The sequence below is a fragment of the Spinactinospora alkalitolerans genome, from assembly GCF_013408795.1.
GTDB classification, from domain to species: domain Bacteria; phylum Actinomycetota; class Actinomycetes; order Streptosporangiales; family Streptosporangiaceae; genus Spinactinospora; species Spinactinospora alkalitolerans.
Genome location: NZ_JACCCC010000001.1, coordinates 2,612,735 through 2,632,368, shown reverse-complemented (window position 1 = coordinate 2,632,368; position 19,634 = coordinate 2,612,735). Strand labels below are relative to the sequence as shown.

General features: G+C 74.6%; 17 protein-coding genes. 5 read left to right on the top strand and 12 right to left on the bottom strand.

The genetic code is table 11. From position 1 onward, the window contains the following. Positions 1-187 precede the first annotated feature (187 nt). The 3 genes from HDA32_RS11610 to HDA32_RS11600 all read left to right on the top strand — a co-directional run bounded on the left by HDA32_RS11610 (position 188) and on the right by HDA32_RS11600 (position 3,501). A complete protein-coding gene (locus HDA32_RS11610; RefSeq protein ID WP_179643206.1) occupies positions 188-1,777 on the top strand; it encodes an Nramp family divalent metal transporter in 1,590 nt (529 codons plus the stop codon). After that, positions 1,777-2,343, top strand: a complete 567-nt coding sequence (locus HDA32_RS11605) for a hypothetical protein (RefSeq protein WP_179643205.1) — start codon at positions 1,777-1,779, stop codon at positions 2,341-2,343. Before HDA32_RS11610 ends, HDA32_RS11605 begins: the two co-directional genes overlap by 1 nt. Positions 2,344-2,436: 93 nt before the next feature. After that, positions 2,437-3,501, top strand: a complete 1,065-nt coding sequence (locus HDA32_RS11600; protein WP_179643204.1) for a TerC family protein — start codon at positions 2,437-2,439, stop codon at positions 3,499-3,501. A gap of 62 nt (positions 3,502-3,563) precedes the next feature. Here HDA32_RS11600 and HDA32_RS31745 read toward each other — a convergent pair whose 3' ends face one another. The 12 genes from HDA32_RS31745 to HDA32_RS11540 all read right to left on the bottom strand — a co-directional run bounded on the left by HDA32_RS31745 (position 3,564) and on the right by HDA32_RS11540 (position 17,168). Beyond that, the gene (locus HDA32_RS31745; RefSeq protein ID WP_179643203.1) at positions 3,564-4,070 is read right to left on the bottom strand and encodes a zinc ribbon domain-containing protein; all 507 of its coding nucleotides are present in this window, start codon (positions 4,068-4,070) and stop codon (positions 3,564-3,566) included. A gap of 69 nt (positions 4,071-4,139) precedes the next feature. Then, on the bottom strand, positions 4,140-5,000 hold the full coding sequence (locus HDA32_RS11590) for an HpcH/HpaI aldolase/citrate lyase family protein (RefSeq protein ID WP_179643202.1): 861 nt from the start codon (positions 4,998-5,000) through the stop codon (positions 4,140-4,142). After that, positions 5,000-6,199, bottom strand: a complete 1,200-nt coding sequence (locus HDA32_RS11585) for a CaiB/BaiF CoA transferase family protein (protein ID WP_179643201.1) — start codon at positions 6,197-6,199, stop codon at positions 5,000-5,002. The genes HDA32_RS11590 and HDA32_RS11585 overlap by 1 nt, the downstream gene beginning before the upstream one ends. Beyond that, positions 6,196-8,274, bottom strand: coding sequence for an SUMF1/EgtB/PvdO family nonheme iron enzyme (locus HDA32_RS31740; RefSeq protein WP_179643200.1), 2,079 nt, complete (start codon positions 8,272-8,274; stop codon positions 6,196-6,198). Before HDA32_RS31740 ends, HDA32_RS11585 begins: the two co-directional genes overlap by 4 nt. Continuing rightward, complete coding sequence (locus HDA32_RS11575) at positions 8,271-9,641, bottom strand: ADP-ribosylglycohydrolase family protein (RefSeq protein WP_179643199.1); 1,371 nt, start codon at positions 9,639-9,641, stop codon at positions 8,271-8,273. The genes HDA32_RS31740 and HDA32_RS11575 overlap by 4 nt, the downstream gene beginning before the upstream one ends. Next, positions 9,641-10,801, bottom strand: coding sequence for an ADP-ribosylglycohydrolase family protein (locus HDA32_RS11570; RefSeq protein ID WP_218882411.1), 1,161 nt, complete (start codon positions 10,799-10,801; stop codon positions 9,641-9,643). Before HDA32_RS11570 ends, HDA32_RS11575 begins: the two co-directional genes overlap by 1 nt. Before the next feature lies 1 nt (position 10,802). Next, the gene (locus tag HDA32_RS11565; RefSeq protein WP_179643197.1) at positions 10,803-11,885 is read right to left on the bottom strand and encodes an ADP-ribosylglycohydrolase family protein; all 1,083 of its coding nucleotides are present in this window, start codon (positions 11,883-11,885) and stop codon (positions 10,803-10,805) included. A gap of 63 nt (positions 11,886-11,948) precedes the next feature. Then, positions 11,949-12,989: an ADP-ribosylglycohydrolase family protein gene (locus tag HDA32_RS11560; RefSeq protein WP_312863137.1), complete on the bottom strand. Its 1,041-nt coding sequence runs from the start codon at positions 12,987-12,989 to the stop codon at positions 11,949-11,951. After that, positions 12,986-14,263, bottom strand: a complete 1,278-nt coding sequence (locus tag HDA32_RS11555) for an ABC transporter substrate-binding protein (RefSeq protein WP_179643196.1) — start codon at positions 14,261-14,263, stop codon at positions 12,986-12,988. The genes HDA32_RS11560 and HDA32_RS11555 overlap by 4 nt, the downstream gene beginning before the upstream one ends. 66 nt (positions 14,264-14,329) lie before the next feature. Beyond that, positions 14,330-15,175 carry a carbohydrate ABC transporter permease gene (locus HDA32_RS11550; RefSeq protein WP_179643195.1) on the bottom strand — a complete coding sequence of 282 codons (846 nt, stop codon included), beginning with the start codon at positions 15,173-15,175 and terminating at the stop codon, positions 14,330-14,332. Between the two features lie 27 nt (positions 15,176-15,202). Beyond that, complete coding sequence (locus tag HDA32_RS11545; protein WP_312863136.1) at positions 15,203-16,147, bottom strand: carbohydrate ABC transporter permease; 945 nt, start codon at positions 16,145-16,147, stop codon at positions 15,203-15,205. Further along, a complete protein-coding gene (locus HDA32_RS11540) occupies positions 16,116-17,168 on the bottom strand; it encodes a LacI family DNA-binding transcriptional regulator (RefSeq protein ID WP_179643194.1) in 1,053 nt (350 codons plus the stop codon). Before HDA32_RS11540 ends, HDA32_RS11545 begins: the two co-directional genes overlap by 32 nt. 353 nt (positions 17,169-17,521) lie before the next feature. On the opposite strand from HDA32_RS11540, the gene HDA32_RS11535 reads away from it, so the two are divergent. Beyond that, on the top strand, positions 17,522-18,718 hold the full coding sequence (locus HDA32_RS11535; protein ID WP_179643193.1) for a Gfo/Idh/MocA family protein: 1,197 nt from the start codon (positions 17,522-17,524) through the stop codon (positions 18,716-18,718). Next, positions 18,715-19,626 carry a DUF6807 domain-containing protein gene (locus HDA32_RS11530; protein ID WP_179643192.1) on the top strand — a complete coding sequence of 304 codons (912 nt, stop codon included), beginning with the start codon at positions 18,715-18,717 and terminating at the stop codon, positions 19,624-19,626. Before HDA32_RS11535 ends, HDA32_RS11530 begins: the two co-directional genes overlap by 4 nt. Positions 19,627-19,634: the final 8 nt, after the last annotated feature.

Genomic DNA, 19,634 nt, shown 5'->3' with positions numbered 1-19,634 from the left:
GCACCGGGACCATCGTCGGGGCGGCCGCTCCGCCAGCGGCCACCGCGGCGACGAGTCGAGACGGCAACGGCGGCCGGGCGACCGGGCGCACATCGAGGAGTAAACGGAGGTCGGGCACGACGCCTGTCAAGGGGGCGCATGGGGGCGACCGCTCACATCCGCACATCCCATCGAGGGAGATCCGCCCATGGATTCCTCTGACGTCAACACCGGAGGCACACCGACCCAAGGTGTTCCTCCTCAGCCGCAGCCCCAGCCGCAGCAGCCACTGATCCCCGCCCAGCGCGGCGCCGAGCCCTCCGGGGCGGACGCGCAGGGCGCCCCCACGGCCTCCGAGGAACGCGTCTGGCGCGCCGGCCGACTCGAACCGATGCCCATCCGGCCGCTGCCCAAGGCGCCGCCCTCCATCCACATCCTCGGCCCGACCGTCTTCCTGGTCGCACTGGGCGTGGGCATGGGCGAGTCCTACATGTGGCCGCGGCTGGTGCTCATCTTCGGCCCCGAGATCCGCTGGCTGTTCCTGATCGGCGTCAGCCTGCAGGCCGTGGTCATGCTGGAGATGTCGCGCTACGCGATGGCCACCGGCGAGAGCATCTTCTTCGGCGCCGCCCGCGTGTTCAAGCCACTGATGTGGTTCTTCTTCATCACGGCGATCCTGGTCTACATCTGGCCAGGCCACCTGTCGGCGGGCGCGTCGGCGCTGGAACGGGTGACCGGCATCCCCTGGCAGGCCTCCGCCGTGACGGGCATGCTGCTCGTCGGCGTGGTCTTCACCCTCGCCAAGGTCATCTACAGCCTCCTGGAGAACGTGCTCTCCATCTGCATCGGGGTGCTCGTGGTCGGCACGTCGGTGGTGGCGGCCCTGGTCGGCAACCTCGCCGACCTCTCCAGCACGATCACCGGGATGTTCGCCTTCGGCTACCTGCCGGAGGAGGCCGTCTCACCGATCTGGTTCCCCATCCTGGTCGGCTCGATCGCCTTCGCCGGCCCCTCGGGCATGCAGCAGATGTGGTACACGCTGCACCTGCGGGACAAGGGCGCCGGCATGGGCGCGCACATCCCCCGCATCCGCGGCCTGCGCCACGCCGACGACCAGGAGAGCATGCCCTCGCGCGGGTTCATGTTCGACACCGAGAACCCCGACGAGATGGCGAAGTGGAAGGGCTGGCGGCGCTGGGTCACCTTCGACGCCCTGGTGCTGTTCTGGGGCATCACGATGCTGGTGACGATCTCCTTCACCGTGCTCGCCCAGGCCTCGGCCCGGCTGGACCCGGGGGTCACCACCGTGATCCGCGACGGTGAGCGCGACGCCGCGCTGGACGCGATGGCGGGCTCCTTCGCCGCGGCCGGCAGCCCCATCTTCGGCACGGTGTTCTTCTGCTTCATCGCGCTGATCGGGCTCAACGCCACGCTCGGCCTGTTCGACTCCTTCTCCCGGGGCCAGGCCGACATGACCTACTTCTTCGTCCCGGGCGCCAAGCGCTTCAGCATCTCCAAGCTGTACGGGTTCTTCCTGTGGGGCCTGATCGCCTTCGGGATCGGGATCCTGCTGTTCGGGCCCGCCGACGGGCCGGCCGCCATCCTCGACGTGCTGGCGTTCCTGTCCACCTTCGCCATGGGCGCCTACTGCGTGGTGCTGCTGCTGGTCAACAACCTCACGCTGCCCAAGCCGATCCGGCCGGGGCTCATCCCCAACGCCATCATCGGCTTCGCCGCGGTGTTCTACCTCGGCATGCTGTTCTACTCCCTGTTCGCCTTCGGTGTGGTGGTGAGCTGATGACCGCGCCCGTCTCCGCCCCGCACTCGCGCACCTCCTCGATCGCCTGGTACGCCGAGGTCGCCCTGCCCGGTGTCGCCGTCGGAGCGGTGGCCGGGCTGTTCGCCGCCGGGGTGGCCGCGCTGGCCGGGCTGCCGGCCGCCCTGGCCCTGACCATCGCCGCCTCGCTGGGCGGGCCGCTGGCCCTGTTCGGCGGCGCCTACTGCGTGCTGCTGGCCACCGGCCGCTTCCGCGTCGGCACGGTGGCCCCGGTGGCACTGTACTGGATGGTCTGCTTCCCGCTGGCCCGGCTGATCGAGGAGTTCGCTGCGGCGCAGGTTCTGGGCAACCGGACCGTGCTCGGCGAGCCGCTCTGGTCGTTCCTGGTCTTCCAGGCCATGCTGAGCGTCGGTTTCGCCATCGGCTTCCTCTGGCTGCACGAACGCCTGGCGCCGCACTGGCTGATGCGGATCAGGCCGCGCAACCCGGTAGCCGCGGACCTGGCCGAACGCTATCTGGAGCACATGAATACGATGGTTCGCCGTCGCCCTTCCGCCGCAGCGGCCCGGCGGCGCTCATCGACCTGACAGCCGCATTCCCGTAACACCGATCCCGGGCACGCGGGCCGCGTGCCCGGGACCGGCACAGCCGTGCCATGAGCCCTTCAGGAGTAGTTGATCGTGGATATTCAACCGTGGGTGTGGGGAGTGACGGTCACCGTCCTGCTCGCCGTGATCGCCCTCGACTTCGCCATCATCGCCCGCCGCCCCCATGAACCCTCCATGCGCGAGGCCGCGATCTGGATCTCGATCTACGTCTCACTGGCCATCGCCTTCGGGATCGGTCTGGCCTTCTTCGCCGACGGTGAGCAGAGCCTGGACTTCTTCACCGGCTGGATCGTGGAGTACTCGATGAGCATGGACAACCTGTTCGTGTTCATCCTGATCCTCGGGGCCTTCGCCGTCCCGCCCAAGCACCGCCAGCGCGTGCTGCTGGTGGGCATCGCGCTCGCCCTGCTCTTCCGCGGCCTGTTCATCGCGCTGGGCGCGGCCGTCGTCAACGCCTTCGCCGGCGTGTTCTTCCTCTTCGGCGCGTTCCTGCTCTTCACGGCGTGGAAGCTGGTCGCCGGCGGCGACGAGGACGAGGAGTACCAGGAGAACGCCGCGGTGCGGATGGTGCGGCGCATCCTGCCGACCACGGACGAGTACCACGAGGCCAAGCTGACCGTGCGCCTGAACGGCAAGCGGTTCGTCACGCCGATGCTGCTGGTGATGGTCGCCGTCGGGCTCACCGACATCCTGTTCGCGCTGGACTCCATCCCCGCGATCTTCGGCATCACCCAGGAGCCCTACCTGGTCTTCACCGCCAACGCCTTCGCCCTGATGGGGCTGCGCCAGTTGTACTTCCTGATCGGCGGGCTGCTGGACAAGCTGGTCTACCTCAGCAAGGGCCTGGCCTTCATCCTCGGCTTCATCGGGGTGAAGCTCATCCTGCACGCCCTCCACGAGACCACCGAGTGGCACGTGCCCGAGATCCCGACCGTGTTCTCGCTGCTGGTCATCGTGGCGACCCTGGTCATCACGGCGGTGGCCAGCCTGTACAAGAACAAGAAGGACACCGCCGCGGCCGAGGCGGCCGTCGCGGCCGAGGCCTCCGCCGATCCCGGGACCGAGGCCGGGGCCGGGGCCGGGGCGAAGACCGGGGAGCAGGACGACGACGACCGGGACCCGCGCGTCTCGGTGTGACCGCGCGCCGCAGCGCGAGGCGGCCGCCCACCGGACGCGGGCCGGCGGGCGGCCGCCTCTTCTCACACCGCGTCCCGCGGGGTCGCGGCCGCGCTGGCCGGCAGGAGCCGGACCACCTCCAGCGCGACGCCGGTCTCGGGGTCCTCGCCGCCGAGCAGGTGGCCGTCCTCGGCGCCCTCCTCTCCCGTTGGGAGAGGGTTCCAACCCGACTCGCCTTCAGGAGGCGAGAACGAGTCGAGGTTCACGGTTCGTCGCCCCGGCCGTGCCTGGAGGGATCCCCGCGCCGCAACCGCCCGCCCGGCGGCCGTGAGGATGTCTTCTGCCGCGTTGACGTCGGCATGCTCCCGGTGTCCGCAGACAACGCACCAGAACACCGCTTGGCTCTCGCGGTTCTCCGGCGCGCAGTGCCCGCAGCCACCGCAGATCTGCGGCGTGTAGGCGGGATCGACCTTTTCGGTTATCGGCGCAGGGATCACGGCGAAGGCGAGGTGCCGGCGACCGGCCTTATCCCGAGTGACGCGGTAAGACTCCACATTCTCGGGCACCGCGCACGACCAGCGGAACCGCACCCGTCCCACTTTCGGCACCCACACCGCACCGACCCGATGCGACGGTCGGGGAAGGCGCGAGCGGCCGGATCAGGCGCCGGGACCGCGGGATTGGGCCCGTTCGGCCAGGGCCAGGGTCCGCTCGGCGCCGCGGACCACGGCGACGTCGACGAAGCGGCCGTCGGGCAGGGCCAGCGCGCCGGTGCCGGAGCGCTCGGCGTCGGCGGCCGCCGCGACGATCCCGCGCGCCGCGGCCACCTCCTCCTCGTCCGGCAGGTAGGACCGCGCGATCACGGGGAGCTGCGCGGGGTGGATCGCGGTCCGGCCCAGGAAGCCCAGCGCCCGGCCCGCGCGGCAGGAGGCCGCGAGCCCGTCCAGGTCGCGCACTCGGGCGTAGACCGACTGCGCCGGCGCCGGCAGGCCGGCGGCCCGGGCGGCGACGACCGTCCGCGACCGCGCCCACAGCAGGCCGGACTCCTCGCTCACCCCCAGTTCGGCGCCGAGGTCGACCTCCCCCAGCGCGATGCTCGCCACCGCGGGGTGCGCGGTGGCGAGGGCGTGGGCGCGCTCGACGCCCAGCGCCGACTCCAGCAGCACGTGCAGCGCCGCGCCCGGCAGCGCGTCGGCGATCCCGGTGAGCGTCGCCGCCTCCTCGACCTTGGGCACCCGGACGCCGCCGAGGCCGGGCAGGCCCGCCAGCGCGGCCAGGTCGGCCCGGCCCGCGTCGGTGCCGACGTCGTTGACGCGCACCTGGACGGGTTTGGCCTGCGGCCGGGACAGCAGCGCAGCGGTCTCGGAGCGCGCCGCGGCCTTCGCGGCCGGCGCGACGGCGTCCTCCAGGTCGACGATGACGACGTCGGCCTCCCCCGCCAGCGCCTTGCGCACCCGGTCGGGCCGGTCGCCGGGCACGTAGAGCAGGGTCAGCGGAGGTGCCCCGGGCGCGCCGGGCATCAGATCACCCCCGCGGCCCGCAGCTCGGCCAGCTCCTCGGCGGAGCGGCCGAGGAGTCCACCGAGCACCTCGTCGGTGTGGGCGCCGTGCGCGGCGCCGGTCCACCGGATCGCGCCCGGTGTGCCGGACAGGCGGAACATGACGTTCTGCATCCGCAGCGGGCCGAGGTCGGGGTCGTCGACGGTGGTGATGGCCTCCAGCGCGTCGAGCTGGGGGTCGGCCACCACGTCGGAGACGTCGTAGACCGGCGCCACCGCGGCCTGGGCCTCCTCGAACGCCGCCAGCACCTCCTCCCCGGTGCGGCCCGCGACCCACGCGGCCACCGCGGTGTCCAGCTCGTCGGCGTGCGCGGCCCGGCCGGCGCCGGTGGCGAACCAGGGCTCGTCGATGTACTCGGGCCGGCCGACCAGGCGCAGCACCCGCTCGGCGATGCTCTGCGCCGACGTCGACACCGCCACCCACGACCCGTCGGAGCACCGGTAGGTGTTGCGCGGCGCGTTGTTGACCGACCGGTTGCCGGTGCGCGGCGGGACCTGGCCGAGCTGGTCGTAGACGGTGGGCTGGGGGCCCAGGACGGTGAGGATCGGTTCGATGATGGACAGGTCCACGGCCTGCCCCCGACCGGTGGCCTCGCGGCCGCGCAGCGCGGTCATCACCGCGTAGGCGGTGGCCAGCGCGGTGATGCCGTCGGCGAGGCCGAAGGGCGGCAGGGTCGGCGGGCCGTCGGGCTCGCCGGTCATGGCGGCGAACCCGCTCATCGCCTCGGCCAGCGTTCCAAAGCCCGGCCGCTGGGCGTAGGGCCCGAACTGGCCGAAGCCGGTGACCCTGGCCAGCACCAGGCCGGGGTTGGCCGCGGCGAGCCGGTCGTAGCCGAGGTTCCAGCGCTCCAGGGTGCCCGGGCGGAAGTTCTCGATCACCACGTCGGCGCCCGCCGCCAGTTCGGCCAGCAGGTCCTGGCCCTGCGGGGTGGACAGGTCGACGGTGACCGCGCGCTTGTTGCGCCCGAGCACCTTCCACCACAGCCCGACGCCGTCCTTGGCCGCGCCGTGCCCGCGCGAGGGGTCGGGTCTGCGCGGGTGCTCGACCTTGATCACCTCGGCGCCGTAGTCGCCGAGGAGCATCGCCGCCATCGGGCCGGCGAACAGCGTGGCGAGGTCGAGCACCCGGATGCCCTCCAGCGGAGGGGGTGCCTGCGTCATTCCTGCTCCTTGGGGTCGGCGGTGGGATCGGCCGCGGCGTCGACCGCACAGCGGAAGCCGATGGTGGCGCTGCGCTCGATGGCCGGGTGGGTGCGCAGCAGCTTGAGCGCGTACTCGGCCGGACGCGGGCCCGGGTCCGGGTCGGCGTACCACTCCGAGCCGTGCGCGCCGCCGTCGGCGCCGCCCTTCAGCAGCGCGAAGCGGGTCCGGCCGTCGGTGTGCTCGCTCTCCGTCCAGTTCCACACCAACGGCGATCGCCGCTGGAATCCGAGCTCGCCGGCCGCGGCCCGCCACTCGTGCTCGGTCGGCAGCCGGGCGCCGCACCAGGCCGCATAGGCGCGCGCGTCGTCGAGGTCGACGTGGGTGACCGGATCGTCCCCGGTCCCCGGCGCGGGGGCGCCGTCGCGCCAGTGGGCCAGGAAGCCCTCGGGGCTGCGGGGCCGGTAGCCGGTGGCGGCCAGGAAGCGCGCGTACTCGGCGTTTCCGACCTCGCGGACGGCCACCTCCGCGCCGGTGTCCGGCGCGTCGCGCTCCACCTCGCGGATCGCGTGCAGCCGCGGCGGCAGCGGCTTCCACGCGTCGACGTAGGGGGCGGGTTCGGGCGCGCGGCCGTCGGGGCCCAGCCCGTCGAAGCCGGTCTCGCGGACCCGGTGCAGCACGCGGGTGCGGCGGTCGCCGCGGCGCGGTGCGACGGTGCGCCCGATGCCGCGGGCACCGGCCGGGACCGAGGAGGCCGGGGCGGGGCGGCGCAGCACCGGGCGGTGCGGGAACGCGGTGTCGTCGCTCCAGCGCGCCCGCTCGCCGCGCTGCGCCCGCAGCAGATCGGCCAGGGCGCCGTCGCACGCGAGCCGCTCGGCGGGGACGGCCAGGACCGCGGCGGCGCCGCGCGCCGGGACCTCGGCGGCCAGGTCGGGGCCGAGTTCGGCGCCGGCCACGAGGTCGAGGTAGCGCAGGCCCGGCCGCGGGGCGATGTCCAGCAGCGGGCCGCGGTAGGGCGCGTCGGAGCGGTTGACCAGCGTCCAGAGCGTGTGGTCGGGGCCCTGCCAGCGCGACGCCGGCACCGCGGGCGCGGCCTCGTCGGTCAGCGGCGTCCACTCCCCCAGCGCGAAGGTGTCGCGGAAGTGCCGCTGCACCGGCAGCACCGCGCGCAGCAGCGCGCGGTCGCGGGCGCTCCAGCCCACCCAGGATCCGAACACGTTCTCCCACACCAGCACGCCGGCGCCGTTCATCCAGGCCGAGTGCAGCTCGGCGGAGCGGTCGCGGTGCCAGCGCCGCGTGTGGTGCTGCATGTGGCGCTGCTCGAACCAGGTGGTGCGCAGCACGCCGGGCGCCTCGGAGTCGGCCATCCACTGCGCCCACGACATGACGTGGTCGCCGACGCGCTCCAGCGGCACCGCCGACTCCCCCTCCAGGGCGGCGCCGGGGGCCGCGGCGCGCACCGCGTCGCGCAGCCCGGTGTCGCCCTCGCGCAGCGTGTCGAGGAAGACCCCGTCGGCGCCGAACCGGCGCACCACGTCGGCCACCGCCGCGGCGTCGCCGACGGCCTCGCGGCGGGTGCCGGTGTCCCACGGGTTGTAGTCGACGATGACGCGCAGGCCGCGCCGCTTCAGTGCCGCGACCAGGCCGTCGATGCCGGGGACGTCGCGGTAGAGGTCGAACTGGTTGCGCCGGTCCACCCCGATCACCGGGTAGGCGTGCCAGAGCACCACGGCGTCGAATCCGCCGAACTCGCGCTCGGCGTGGTCGCAGAACTCCTGCGGGGTGAACGCGCCGCGCTCGGCGTCGTAGAGCAGGCCGTCCCACAGCCACGCCAGGCAGACCGAGAAGCAGCCGCGCGCCCACGCCAGTTCGGGCCGCCGGTAGGCCGCGTCGTCGGGCGCCAGGCGCGCGCGGGCCTCCTCGCGCCATCGGCGCAGCGCGGCCCGCCACGCCGGGCGGTCCGCCGGGTCGCGCGGCGCGGCGAGGATCTTCGCCGCGTCCAGGACCGAGAGGTCGGCGCCGGGCTCCAGCGGGACCGGGGTCGGCCGGTCGGCGGGGCGCGGCTCGCCCAGGGGCGCAGGGCCCGGCTCGGTCACGGCCGGCCCTCCCGCGCGCCCCTGGCCAGGGCCAGGGTGCGGTCGGCGAGCTCGTCGAACCCGATGCCGTCGAACCCGGTCAGGCTGCTGGCCATCCGGCCGCGCAGCGGGGTCGTCCAGGAGTCGGGGATCGCGTCGGCGCCGGCCAGCGCGCCGGCGACGCCGCCGACGGTCGCACCGTCGGAGTCGGTGTCCCACCCCGCGGCGACGGCGGCGGTGATCGAGGCGCCGAAGTCGCCGGCCCCGTGCACCAGCGCGGCCGCGACCACCGCGGCGTTGTTGACGCTGTGCACCCAGTGCAGGCCGGTGTGGCGCGCGTGCAGGGCGTCGAGCACCCGCTCGAAGTCGGGTTCCCCCGCCGCCAGGTCGGCGGCCTCGCGCACCGCCGCGGCGAGCCGCGAGCGCGGGGGCAGCACGCGCAGCGCGGCCTCGACGGTCTCGGCGGCTCCGGACGCGGTGACCGACATCGCGGCCAGCGCCGCGGCGAACATGGCCCCGTGGACGCCGTTGGCGGTGTGGCTGAGGACGGCGTCGCGGTGGGCCGCCGCGGCCGCCCGGCCGGGGTCGCCGGGGTGGGTCCAGCCGTACACGTCGGCGCGGATCTGCGCGCCGATCCACTCGCGGAAGGGGTTGCGGTGCGTCGCCGTCGCCGGTGGGGCCAGGCCGAGCAGCAGGTTGCGCATCGCGACTCGTTCGGCGGTGAAGATCCGCCCCGGCGGCAGCTCGTCCAGCCACATCTGGGCGACGTCGCCGGTCGTGAAGCCGGTCCCGTACCGCTCCAGCATGGCCAGCGCGAGCATCGGGAAGTTGAGATCGTCGTCCTCGGGCGTGCCGTCGAGGTTCTCGGCCAGGCTGGTGGCGGCGCTGCGGCGGTTCCACGGCCAGCGCCGCGCCACCTCCTCGGGCAGCCCGCGCGCGCTGAACCATCCGGTGATCGGCCAGTTTCCGGTGGCCTCGGCGATCTCGCGGATGCCGGCCCGCGGGATCTTCTCCACGGGCTTGCCCAGCACGCACCCGGCCGCCCGGCCCAGCCAGGCGCCGCGGATCCGTCCGGCCAGGTCGGCGCCCGGCTCGGCGAGCGAGGTCCCGGGCCAGTCCGGGCACGCCGCGATGACGTCGTCGAGCGCGGTGGGCTCGTCGACGGCCAGCGGGGAGGGGATCGCCGCGAGCTCGTCCAGCAGGTCCTCGGCGAGCCGGCGCAGCGCGGGCGGGGCCGGCTCCGGTGAGGCGCCGGCCGTCGGCGGGGCCTCGTGGCCGCCGGCCTCGTGCCAGCGGCGGGCGATCCCGGCGGCGTCGCGGCCGTCCTGTGCGGCCTGGCGCAGCTCGTGCCCGATCAGGTCCTCGGGCTGGACCCAGGTCAGCCTCATCACCGGCCGCCCTCCGCCCCGGCGCCGGCCAGCTCGGCGAAGACCCGCTCGTGGGCGCGCCGCCGCGCGACGTCGGCGGCGTGCAGGCGCCGGGCCACCTCGGCCAGCTCCAGACCCGGCGCCTCCAGGTCCAGGCGGCTGGCCTTGGCGACGTCGGTGCTCCAGTCCTGGGGCACGCCGTCGCGGCCGCCCAGGGCGCCGGCGACCGCGCCGGCCATGCTGGCGATGGAGTCGGCGTCGCGGCCGTAGTTGACGCCGCCGAGGACCGCGTCGCGGTAGCCGCCCCGGGCGATGAGCAGGAACGCCAGCGCCATCGGCAGCTCCTCGATGGCGTGCACCCGGCTGGGGCGGCGCGCGCCCAGTCCCTGGTCGCGGTAGTCGTCGGCGACCGTGTCGAAGGGGGCCATCGCCGCGCGCAGCTCCGGCGCGGCCTCCCGCCAGTCCCCGATGCCGCGGGCCCGCTCGCACACCGCCTCGATCGCGGAGCGGGTGCCGTCCCTGGCCACCCGCAGGGCGGTGGCGACGACCGAGTCGACCCCGGCCGAGGGGCGCATGGCCTCGGCCACACACGCGGCGAAGACGCCGGCGGCCTCGCGGCCGTAGCTGGACTGGTGGGCCCCCGCCAGGTCGATCGCCTCGGCGTAGGCGCTGTCGGGGTCACCGGCGTTGACGATCCCGACGGGCGCCATGTACATCGCGGCGCCGCAGTTGACGATGTTGCCGGTCCCGGCCTCGCGCGGGTCGACGTGGCCGTAGTGCAGCCGCGCCACGATCCACTTCTCGGCCAGGAACACGCGCTGCAGCGGCAGCGCCTCGTCCTCCAGCTCGGGGATCCAGCGCTTCTCCCCCATCATCTCCGGCACGAGGTGCTCGGCCGCGGCGTAGGCGTCCAGGTGCCGTCCGGCCCTGGCGTAGACGCGGACCAGCGCGTGCGTCATCAGGGTGTCGTCGGTGACGTGCCCGTCGCCCTTGTGGTAGGGCGCGATGGGGCGCGCGTTGCGCCAGTCGGCGTTGAAGGGCGGCACGATCCCTTCGACGACGCCGCCGTAGCGGTGCCGGATCCGCTCGGGCGTCCAGCCCTCGGTGGCGCCGCCCAGCGCGTCGCCGACCGCCGCGCCGACCAGACTCCCCACGGCCTTGTCCTGCAACGGGGTCAGCATCTCAGCACGCTCCTTCATCGTCGTCGGTGTCCTGGGCGCACGCGCGCGCCGCGACGGCGTCGGCGTAGTCCAGCAGGTCGTGGCCCGCGAACTCGGGCAGGCAGCATCCTGCGAGCGCGCCGGCGCGCTCGCGCCAGGTCCGCGGCAGGGCGGCGTGGCCGCCGACGGCCCCGGTGAGCGCCCCGGTGAGCGCCGGCGCGGAGTCGGCCAGCGGCGCCAGGCAGGCCGCGGCCGGCACGGCGGTCTCGACGGCGCCGCGGGAGACCCACGCCAGCGTCAGCGCCACCGCCAGCGTCGGCCCCGCGGCCACCCCGTAGCTGTAGACGTGGTCCCAGACCGCGTCCTCCAGATCGGGCAGCACCTCGAAGGGGGTCTCGGCGCCGGGGGCCACGTCGAGGGCCGCGCGCAGCGTCGCGCGCGCGGCGCCGTCGGCGGACAGCTCGCCCCCGGCGGAGAGGACCTCCTCCGGGGCCGCCCCGTCCACCGCCAGGGCGATCGCCGCGGCCACGGCCGCGGCGGCGTCCACGCCGTCACCGGAATTGGTGACCTCGGCGTCGGCGCGGGCCGCGCGGGCGGCCCACTCCGGGGCGCCGGGGTGCAGGCAGCCGAACGCGACCGCGCGCACCGCCGCGGCGTCGTCGAAGTGGTGCGGGTTGTCGTGCCCGCTGGTCGGCGGGTGCAGGCCGCGGGCCAGGTTGTCCAGTGCGGTGCGCACCGAGATGCGGGCCCGGACGTCGTCGCGGCCGGCCAGTTCGGTGAACGCCTCCGCGCGGTCGCGGTCGATCGTGGCCGCGGTCCAGGCCAGCCACTCCGCGTCGTCGGAGGGACCGATGCGCAGCGCCTCGACCGGCTGGTTCAGCGCGAACGGCACCGGCAGCGCGGTGACGGCGTGCTCCTCGGCGAACAGGTCGAGTTCACGGTGCAGCCGGCGGGTCCACGGCGCGAGCAGCCCGAAGCGGTGCCGGCGGGCCGGCCAGCCGGCCGCGTCGCCGATCGCCAGGCCCAGGAACGCGCCCCGGACGCGGTCGGCGACGTCGGCCCGCGGGGTGCTGCGCCCGCCTCCGGTGGTGGTTGCCGTGCTCATCGTCGTGTTCCCCTCGCTTTCGGTGGTGCACCGGACCGTCGGTCGCGGATCGCCCCGGTCGCGTCATCGGCTCCGGCTCCCCCGCGCCTTCCCGGCCTCGGCCAGCAGGTCGGCGATCTCCAGGACGTGCCGGCCCGCCACGGCCGGCAGGCAGGCGCCGCGGACCGGACCGATCGCGCGGGCCCAGCGCTCGGGCACGCCGGCGGCGCCGCGCCCCGCGCCGGCGAGTGCGCCGGCGATGGCGGCGGTGGTGTCGGCGTCGCGGCCCAGGTTGGCCGCCGTGACCACGGAATCCTCGACCGCGCCGTCGGCGGCCAGGTAGCCGGCGAAGGCCAGGCCCACCGCCTCGGGGGCGAGGTCGGTCCACGGGTAGTGCCGCGTGACCAGGGCCGCGTGCAGCTCGGCGGTCAGCGTCCGCCGGTCCGGCGGCGCCCCCGCCCGGCCGCCGTCCTCGACGATCTCGGCCGCGGCGCGCAGGGCGCGCGCCGTCCAGGAGTCGGCCGGGACCGCCGCGAGCGCGCCGGCCAGCACCTCCACCGGCGCCGCGCCGGTCATCGCGACGGCGACCGCCGCGGCGACCGCGCGGCCGCCGAGCAGTCCCTCGCCGGATTGGCTGACCGCGCCGTCGGCCTCGATCAGCCGCGCGGCCTCGTCGGGGTCGCCCGCGGCGAAGATCCCGTAGGGCGCCGCGCGCATCGCCAGCCCGTCGGACCAGCCGTGGTGGTGCCACCGGCCCGAGGCCGGCGGAACCAGTCCGCGCCGCAGCGCCTGCACCGCGCCCAGCTCGGAGAAGCCGGCCCCGCGCATGGGCCCGGGTCGGCTCAGGATCTGCTCGTGGTAGGCCGACGCGACGTGCTCGGGGGTCAGGGCGTCGCCGTGCTCGACGAGCAGCAGCGCCGCGAAGACCGAGTACTCGGTGTCGTCGGTACCGGACGCGACCCCGTCGGGCCCCGGCTCCAGCTCGGTCAGCAGCCCCCACCGCCGCTCGATCTCGTCGGGGTGCAGGTTCTCCGCGGGGCGGCCCAGGGCGTCGCCGGCCGCGAGGCCGAGCAGGCATCCCCGGGCGCGCTCCCGCATCTCACCCGCGCGCGCGGTCGCGGTCACCGGTACCGGCCCAGCACGTCGTCGCCCTCGGTCTCCAGGCGCTGGGCAAGCTCGTCGATCGTGATGGCGCCGCCGAAGTACTCCTCCAGCGCGGGCTGGGCGACGCGGTTCTTCCACTCGTCGAAGCCCTGCACCTTCAGGTAGGGGGCCATGACCAGGTTGTCGGCCGAGGCGGTGGCCACGTCCCAGTCGTTCTCCTCGGTGTTGAGCTCGGGGGCCTGCGCCGCCTCCCGGCTGGTGGGCAGCAGCCAGTCGCCCAGGGCCAGGTCCACCTGGTTCTCGGCGCTGAGGAAGAAGGAGAGGAACTCGGCGGCCTCCTCCGGGTGGGCGCTGTCGGCGGCCACCGACAGGGTCTGGGAGACCGCGCCCTGCTCGGCGGTGTCGCCCACCAGCGGCGGGATCGTCACCCACTCGAAGTCCTCGGGGGCCTGCTCGACGACCTGCTGGCGGGTGTAGACCCCGCCCTGGATCATCGCGTACTCGCCGGCGTAGAACGCCGGCAGCGGGTCGGAGCCGGACATGCCCACGGTCTCGGGGGCGGCCGTCTCGTCCTCGTAGAGCTGCTCGTGGATGCGCTGGAGCACCTCGCGCTCCTGCTCCCCCACCCGCATGCTCGCCGTGCCGTCCTCGGCCACCTCGAAGAAGGTGCCGCCGAAGTTCAGCGACAGGTTGAGCACGCGGTTGACCGGGCTGCCCAGCGGCCAGGCGACGGCGTAGCGGTCCTCGGTCGTCAGCTCCTCGCTCACCTCGGCGAACTCGTCCCACGTCCACGGTTCCTCGGAGGTGGGGATCCGGACGCCGCTGTCCTCCAGGACCTCGCGGTTGGCGATGAAGACCTGGGACTCCTGCAGGAACGGCACGCCGACCACCTGGCCGTCGAAGGTGGCGGTCTCCCACGCCTCCGCCCGGATGTCGTCCTTGAGCTCCTGGGGCAGCATGTCGCCGAGGTCGGCCAGGTAGCCGCGGGCGGCGTAGCCGGCCAGCGCCGAGGACTCGTTGTGGATGATGTCGGGCGGGTCGCCGGCCTCGAAGCCGGTCAGCAACTGGTCGTTGACGTTGTCCCAGCTTCCCTGGACGTACTCGACCTGGATGTCGGGGTGGGTGTCGTTCCACTCCTGGACCAGGCGCTCGTTGGCCTCGATCGACTGGGTCTGCCAGGCCAGGCTCAGGAACCGGAGCTGGACCGGGCCGCCTTCGCCCTCGCCGGAGCCGCAGGCGCTCAGCGCCAGCACTCCGGTCAGCGCGAGCGCCGGCAGGGCGGTGATGCGACGCATGGACTTACCTCCTGTGCGGGGGTGGTGCCGCCGTTCGGCGGCGACCGTGGACGGGGACACGGCGGGTCATCCCTTGACCGCGCCGGCGACCATGCCGCCCTTGAGGCGGCGCTGGATGAACGAGAAGAAGACCAGGCTCGGGACGGTCGCCATGAGCGAGGCCGCCGCGAGCGGCCCGAGCCGCACGACCCCCTCCGGGCCGGTGAAGCGGACCAGCGCCAGCGGGAGGGTCTGGATCTGCGGGTCCTTGAGCAGGATGAGGGCGAACAGGAACTCGTTCCACGACGAGACGAAGCCGAACATCAGCGCGGCGACGACGCCGGGGGCCAGCAGCGGCGCGACGACGCTCCACAGCGTGCGCCAGCGCCCCGCGCCGTCCACCCCCGCGGCCTCCTCCAGCTCGCGCGGCACGCCGCGCACGTAGCCCTGGAGCATCCACAGCACGAACGGCAGGCAGAACGTGGCGTGCACGATGACCAGGCCGGCCAGCGAGTTCACCAGGCCGAGCTGCCGCAGGATCATGAACAGCGGGATGATCAGTAGGATGAACGGGAACACCTGGCTGACCAGCACCCAGCCCAGCGCGGCCGCGTTGAGCCGGGACCGGTGGCGGGCCAGCGCATAGGACGCCGGCAGCGCCATCGCCACCACCAGCACCGCCGACGCCAGCGCCACGACCAGGCTGCGCTGGGCCGCGCCGATGATGTCCTGCTCGCCCAGCGCCTGGACGAAGTTGTCCAGCGTGGGCTCCAGCGGTATCCACGTGGGGTCCAGCCGCGCCATCTCGCGCGAGGTCTTGAACGCGGTGGAGACCAGCCACACCAGCGGGAAGGCGAGGAAGGCCAGGTAGCCCAGCAGCGCCGTGTACTGCAGCGCGCGCCCGCCGGCCCGCCGCCCCTTCGTGATCACCATGTCAGTCCCCTTCCAGGCGCCGGGCCGTCACTGCGCGTCCTTGAGCTGGCGGCGCAGGTACACGCCGAGCACCGCGAGCACCACCAGCACGATCGCCACACCCATGGCCGCCGCGTAGCCGAAGAATCCGTAGCGGAACGCCTCCTCGTAGGCGTAGAGCATGGGCAGCCGGGTGCGGCCGCCCGGGCCGCCCTGGGTGAGCACGTAGACCAGCGCGAACTCGTTCATGTTCCACACGAAGTTGAGCGAGGTGATCGTGACGACGACCGGGCGCAGTTGCGGCAGTGTGACGCTGCGGAAGCGCCGCCAGGCCCCCGCGCCGTCGACCTCGGCGGCCTCGTGCAGCTCCTTGGGGACGCCCTGCAGGCCGGCCAGCAGCACGATGGTCGTCTGCGGCATGCCGGTCCACACGCCCACGACGATGATCGCGGGCAGCGCGATGCCGAAGTCGTTCAGCCAGTCGATGTCGCCGGAGAGGAGGCCGAGGTCGCGCAGCGTCGCGTTGAGGATGCCGGCGTTGGGGTGGTAGACCAGCTTCCACATCAGGCCGACGATCACCGGCGGCATCGCCCAGGGCACCATGGCCAGCGTCCGGGCCAGCCAGCGCAGCCGCAGGTCCTGGTTGAGCAGCAGCGCCAGGCCCATTCCGGCCGCGAACTGCAGCGCGGTGACGCTGACCGCCCAGACCAGGCCGATCTGGAAGGAGCTCCAGAAGTCGGTGTCGGCGGCGAGGTCGACGAAGTTCTCCAGCCCGATGAAGGCCGTGTCGACGTTGCGCCCCGAGCGGGCGTCGGTGAACGCCAGGTAGATGCCGTAGACCAGCGGGGCCACGCTGAACAGCACGACAGGGACGAGCGCGGGGAGCATCAGTCCCAGGGCCGGCCGGCTCGTGGTCCCGGCGCCGCCGCGCCGGGGGCCGGGCCGGGACTTCTCCGACTTCTCAGCGGGGCGCGGCGCCATCGTCAGCGACACGGTCACCTCCCGTGGACGCCCGCACGTGCAGGCTCGGTTCGACGGTGACCACCCGGGGTTCGCGGCCGGAGCCGGGATCGGCCAGGCGGTCGAGCAGGAGTTGGGCGGCGCGGCGGCCGCGTTCGGCCGAGCCGAGGGAGACGCTGGTCAGCGCCGGCCATGACGCGGCGGCCAGGTCGGTGTCGTCCATGCCGACGACCGCGACCTCCTCCGGCACGCGCAGCCCGCGTTCGCGCAGCACGTCCAGGGCGCCCAGCGCGATGAGGTCGTTGGCGCACAGCAGCGCGTCGGGGTGCGCGGCGGCGTCCCCGGCCAGCAGTGCCCGGGTGGCCTCGGCCCCGGTCCGCCTGCGGAAGGCGCCGACGTGCACGAGGTCCTCGTCCAGCACCATCCCCCACCGCCGCATCCCGGCTCGGAACGCCGCGTCGCGGGACCGGCCGGGCACCGTGTCGAGCGGGCCGTTGACGAACCCGATGCGGCGCCGGCCCAGGTCCCGGAGGTGGCGCAGGGCCATTTCGACGCCGGTCCTGGAGTCGGCGCGGACGTTGTCCACCGGACTGCCGTCGGGCAGCGAGCCGATCACGACGACGGGGGCGGTGGCCCGCTCCAGTTCGGCGAGGTGCTCGGGCGTGACCCGGATGGGGCTGATGATCAGCCCGTCGGCGTAGCGCTGGCCGAGCCCGCGCAGCACCTCCAGCTCCTCGTCGAGGTCGGCGCCGGTGGAGTGCAGGACCAGCCGGTAGCCGGCCTGCTTGAGGACCGGCTGGATCTCCCGCAGCATCGCCAGGTAGACCGGGTTGCCGATGTCCTCGATCGCGAAGGCCACCTGGTTGGTGCGGCTGGACTTCAGCGACCGGGCCACGGAGTTGGGCACGTAGCCCAGGCTCTGAGCGGCCGCCAGCACCTTGCGCTCGGTCGCGTCCCTGACCGGCAGCCCGTTCAGCACGCGCGACACCGACGCGATCGACACGCCGGCGGATTCGGCGATCGTCGTGATCGTCGGGTTGCTATGCGACGGCACGGCACCTCCCTGAACAGGCGAAGGGAAATCGTAAACGTTTACAGTCCACGGCGCGTGAACTGCTGTAAACGTTTACGGCTGAGTGCACACCATGGAACACGGGCGGGAACGCTTCGTCAAGGCGTGTTACGAATCCGTTTCCCGAGCCGCCGAGCGCCGAACGCCCCGACCGGGTGCGCCCGCACGGATCTCCCCGACCGTTGACATCGGTGCGCGCACTGCCTACATTGGCTTGGCAAGCGCTTTCCAAGACTTCGGGTGAAGGAGTCGACCGACGTGACCACCCCCGCCGAAGGACCCTGCCCCCGCCGCGGCACGCGGCGCCCGTCCCGCCGCAGGACGGCGGTGCGGGCATGACGCCGGGCACCGCGACGGTGCGCGAACCGGCGCCGGTGGTCCTGGTCGGCGCGCACGGGCACGGCCGCTGGCACCTGGCCAATCTGCGGCGGCTGAGCGCGCTGGGCACCGCCCGGCTGGTCGGCGTGTGCGACCGGGTTCCGGTGGCGCGCGAGGACCTGACCGGGCTCGGCGATCCCGCCCAGTGCGAGGACCTGGCGGTGCTGCTGGACAACACCGGGGCGGCGGCCGTGATCCTGGCGACGCCCATCCACACGCACCTGCCGCTGGCCCGCACGGCCCTGCGGCACGGCGCGCACGTGCTGCTGGAGAAGCCGCCGACGGCGACGCTGGCCGAGTACCGCTCCCTGTGCGAGGCCGTGGCCGGCTCGGGCCTGGCCTGCCAGGTGGGCTTCCAGAACCTGGGCTCGACCGCCGTGGACGCCGCCCGCGACCTGGCGCTGTCCGGGGCGATCGGCGCGGTGCGCGGCATCGGCGGGGCCGGGGCGTGGGTGCGCACCTCCGCCTACTACGAGCGCGCCCCGTGGGCCGGGCGCCGCCGCATGGACGGCGCCGACGTCGTCGACGGCGCGCTGACCAACCCCTTCGCCCACGCCGTGGCCACGGCGCTGCGGCTGGCCGGAGCCGGCCGGGGGGCGGCCGCCGACGGGGTGGAGCTGGAGCTGTTCCGCGCCCACGCCATCGAGAGCGACGACACCTCCTGCCTGCGTCTGCGCGCGCCCGACGGCACGCCGGTCAGCGTCGCGGTCACGCTGTGCGCGACGCGGCGGCACGAGCCCCACGTGAGCCTGCACGGCGAGTCCGGGCGCATCACCGTGCACTACACCCGCGACGAGGTGACCCTGGAGCGCGGGGGAGGCGCACCCGAGACCGTCGCGCACCCGCGCATCGACCTGCTGGAGAACCTGCTCGCCCACATCGGCGACGGAACGCCGCTGCTGGTGCCGCCGGAGGAGACGGCGGGGTTCATGACGGTCCTGGAGGCCGTGCGCACGGCGCCGGACCCGCTGCCCATCCCCGAGCACGCCCAGCAGGTCTTCACCGCCGAGGACGGCCTGCACCGCGTCGTGACCGGGATCGACGACCTGGTCGAACGCAGCGCGCGGGGCACCGCGCTCTTCTCCGAGCTGGGCGCTCCCTGGGCCTCCCCCCGCCGAGCGGACGCCGCGGGCACGGCCGGAGCCACACGATGACCGAACCGACCCCGGGCGCCCGCGCCGCCGAGGAGACCGCCGTGACCCTGCTGCGCTGCCGCGACCGCGCCGTCGCAGCGCACAACGCCGGCGCCGACCTCGATCCGGGCCTGTCGCCGCGCCCCTACCTGCACCCGGTGCGCACGTTCGCCGGGACGCCGGTCACCGAGACGCTGCCCGCCGACCACGTCCACCACCTGGGGGTGAGCGTCGCGGTGCCCGACGTCTCCGGGGCGAACTTCTGGGGCGGGCGCACCTTCGTGCGGGACCGGGGCCCGACCTGGCTGCCCAACCACGGCCGCCAGGAGCACCGCGCGTGGGAGCACCGCTGCGACTCCGGGCACACCGAGCTGATCGCCTGGGTCGGGCCCGACGGCACCGAGCCGATCACCGAGCGGCGCACCGTCGCGGTCTCGGCGATCGGCGCGGACGCCTGGGCCCTGGACGTGGACGTGCGACTGCGCAACACCGGCTCGGAGGAGCTGAGCATCGCCAGCCCCGCCGTCAACGGCCGCCCCGGCGCCGGCTACGGCGGGTTCTTCTGGCGCGCGCCCGTCGCCGCGGGGCCGCCGCGCTGCTTCGGGCCCGGCGCGGAGGGCGAGGAGGCGCTGCACGGCTCCCGCTCGCCCTGGCTGGCCCTTGCCGGAACCTCTCCCGAGGGTGCGGCGTGGACGCTGGTCTTCCTGGCCGCGGGCGCGGTGCGCGACCCGTGGTTCGTGCGCGCCCAGGAGTACCCGGGCGTGGGCGCCGCCCTGGCCTGGGACCGGCCGCTGGTGGTTCCCCGCGGCGGCGAGGTGCGCCGGCGCGTCGTCACGCTCGTGGCCGACGGCCACCCGGGGCCCGGGGAGGTCGCCGACCTGGCCGCCGCGGCGCGCGAGTGCGCCGCGGACCCGGACGGCGCAGCGTGACCGTCCGA

Bases quoted from the DNA above. Each gene is read 5' to 3' on its own strand.
- HDA32_RS11530 (WP_179643192.1), top strand. From the start codon at position 18,715: ATGACCGAACCGACCCCGGGCGCCCGCGCCGCCGAGGAGACCGCCGTG.
- HDA32_RS11570 (WP_218882411.1), bottom strand. From the start codon at position 10,801: ATGCTGACCCCGTTGCAGGACAAGGCCGTGGGGAGTCTGGTCGGCGCG.
- HDA32_RS11605 (WP_179643205.1), top strand. From the start codon at position 1,777: ATGACCGCGCCCGTCTCCGCCCCGCACTCGCGCACCTCCTCGATCGCC.
- HDA32_RS11550 (WP_179643195.1), bottom strand. From the start codon at position 15,175: ATGGTGATCACGAAGGGGCGGCGGGCCGGCGGGCGCGCGCTGCAGTAC.
- HDA32_RS11585 (WP_179643201.1), bottom strand. From the start codon at position 6,199: ATGACGCAGGCACCCCCTCCGCTGGAGGGCATCCGGGTGCTCGACCTC.
- HDA32_RS11575 (WP_179643199.1), bottom strand. From the start codon at position 9,641: ATGAGGCTGACCTGGGTCCAGCCCGAGGACCTGATCGGGCACGAGCTG.
- HDA32_RS11535 (WP_179643193.1), top strand. From the start codon at position 17,522: ATGACGCCGGGCACCGCGACGGTGCGCGAACCGGCGCCGGTGGTCCTG.
- HDA32_RS11555 (WP_179643196.1), bottom strand. From the start codon at position 14,263: ATGCGTCGCATCACCGCCCTGCCGGCGCTCGCGCTGACCGGAGTGCTG.
- HDA32_RS11590 (WP_179643202.1), bottom strand. From the start codon at position 5,000: ATGCCCGGCGCGCCCGGGGCACCTCCGCTGACCCTGCTCTACGTGCCC.
- HDA32_RS11610 (WP_179643206.1), top strand. From the start codon at position 188: ATGGATTCCTCTGACGTCAACACCGGAGGCACACCGACCCAAGGTGTT.
- HDA32_RS11565 (WP_179643197.1), bottom strand. From the start codon at position 11,885: ATGAGCACGGCAACCACCACCGGAGGCGGGCGCAGCACCCCGCGGGCC.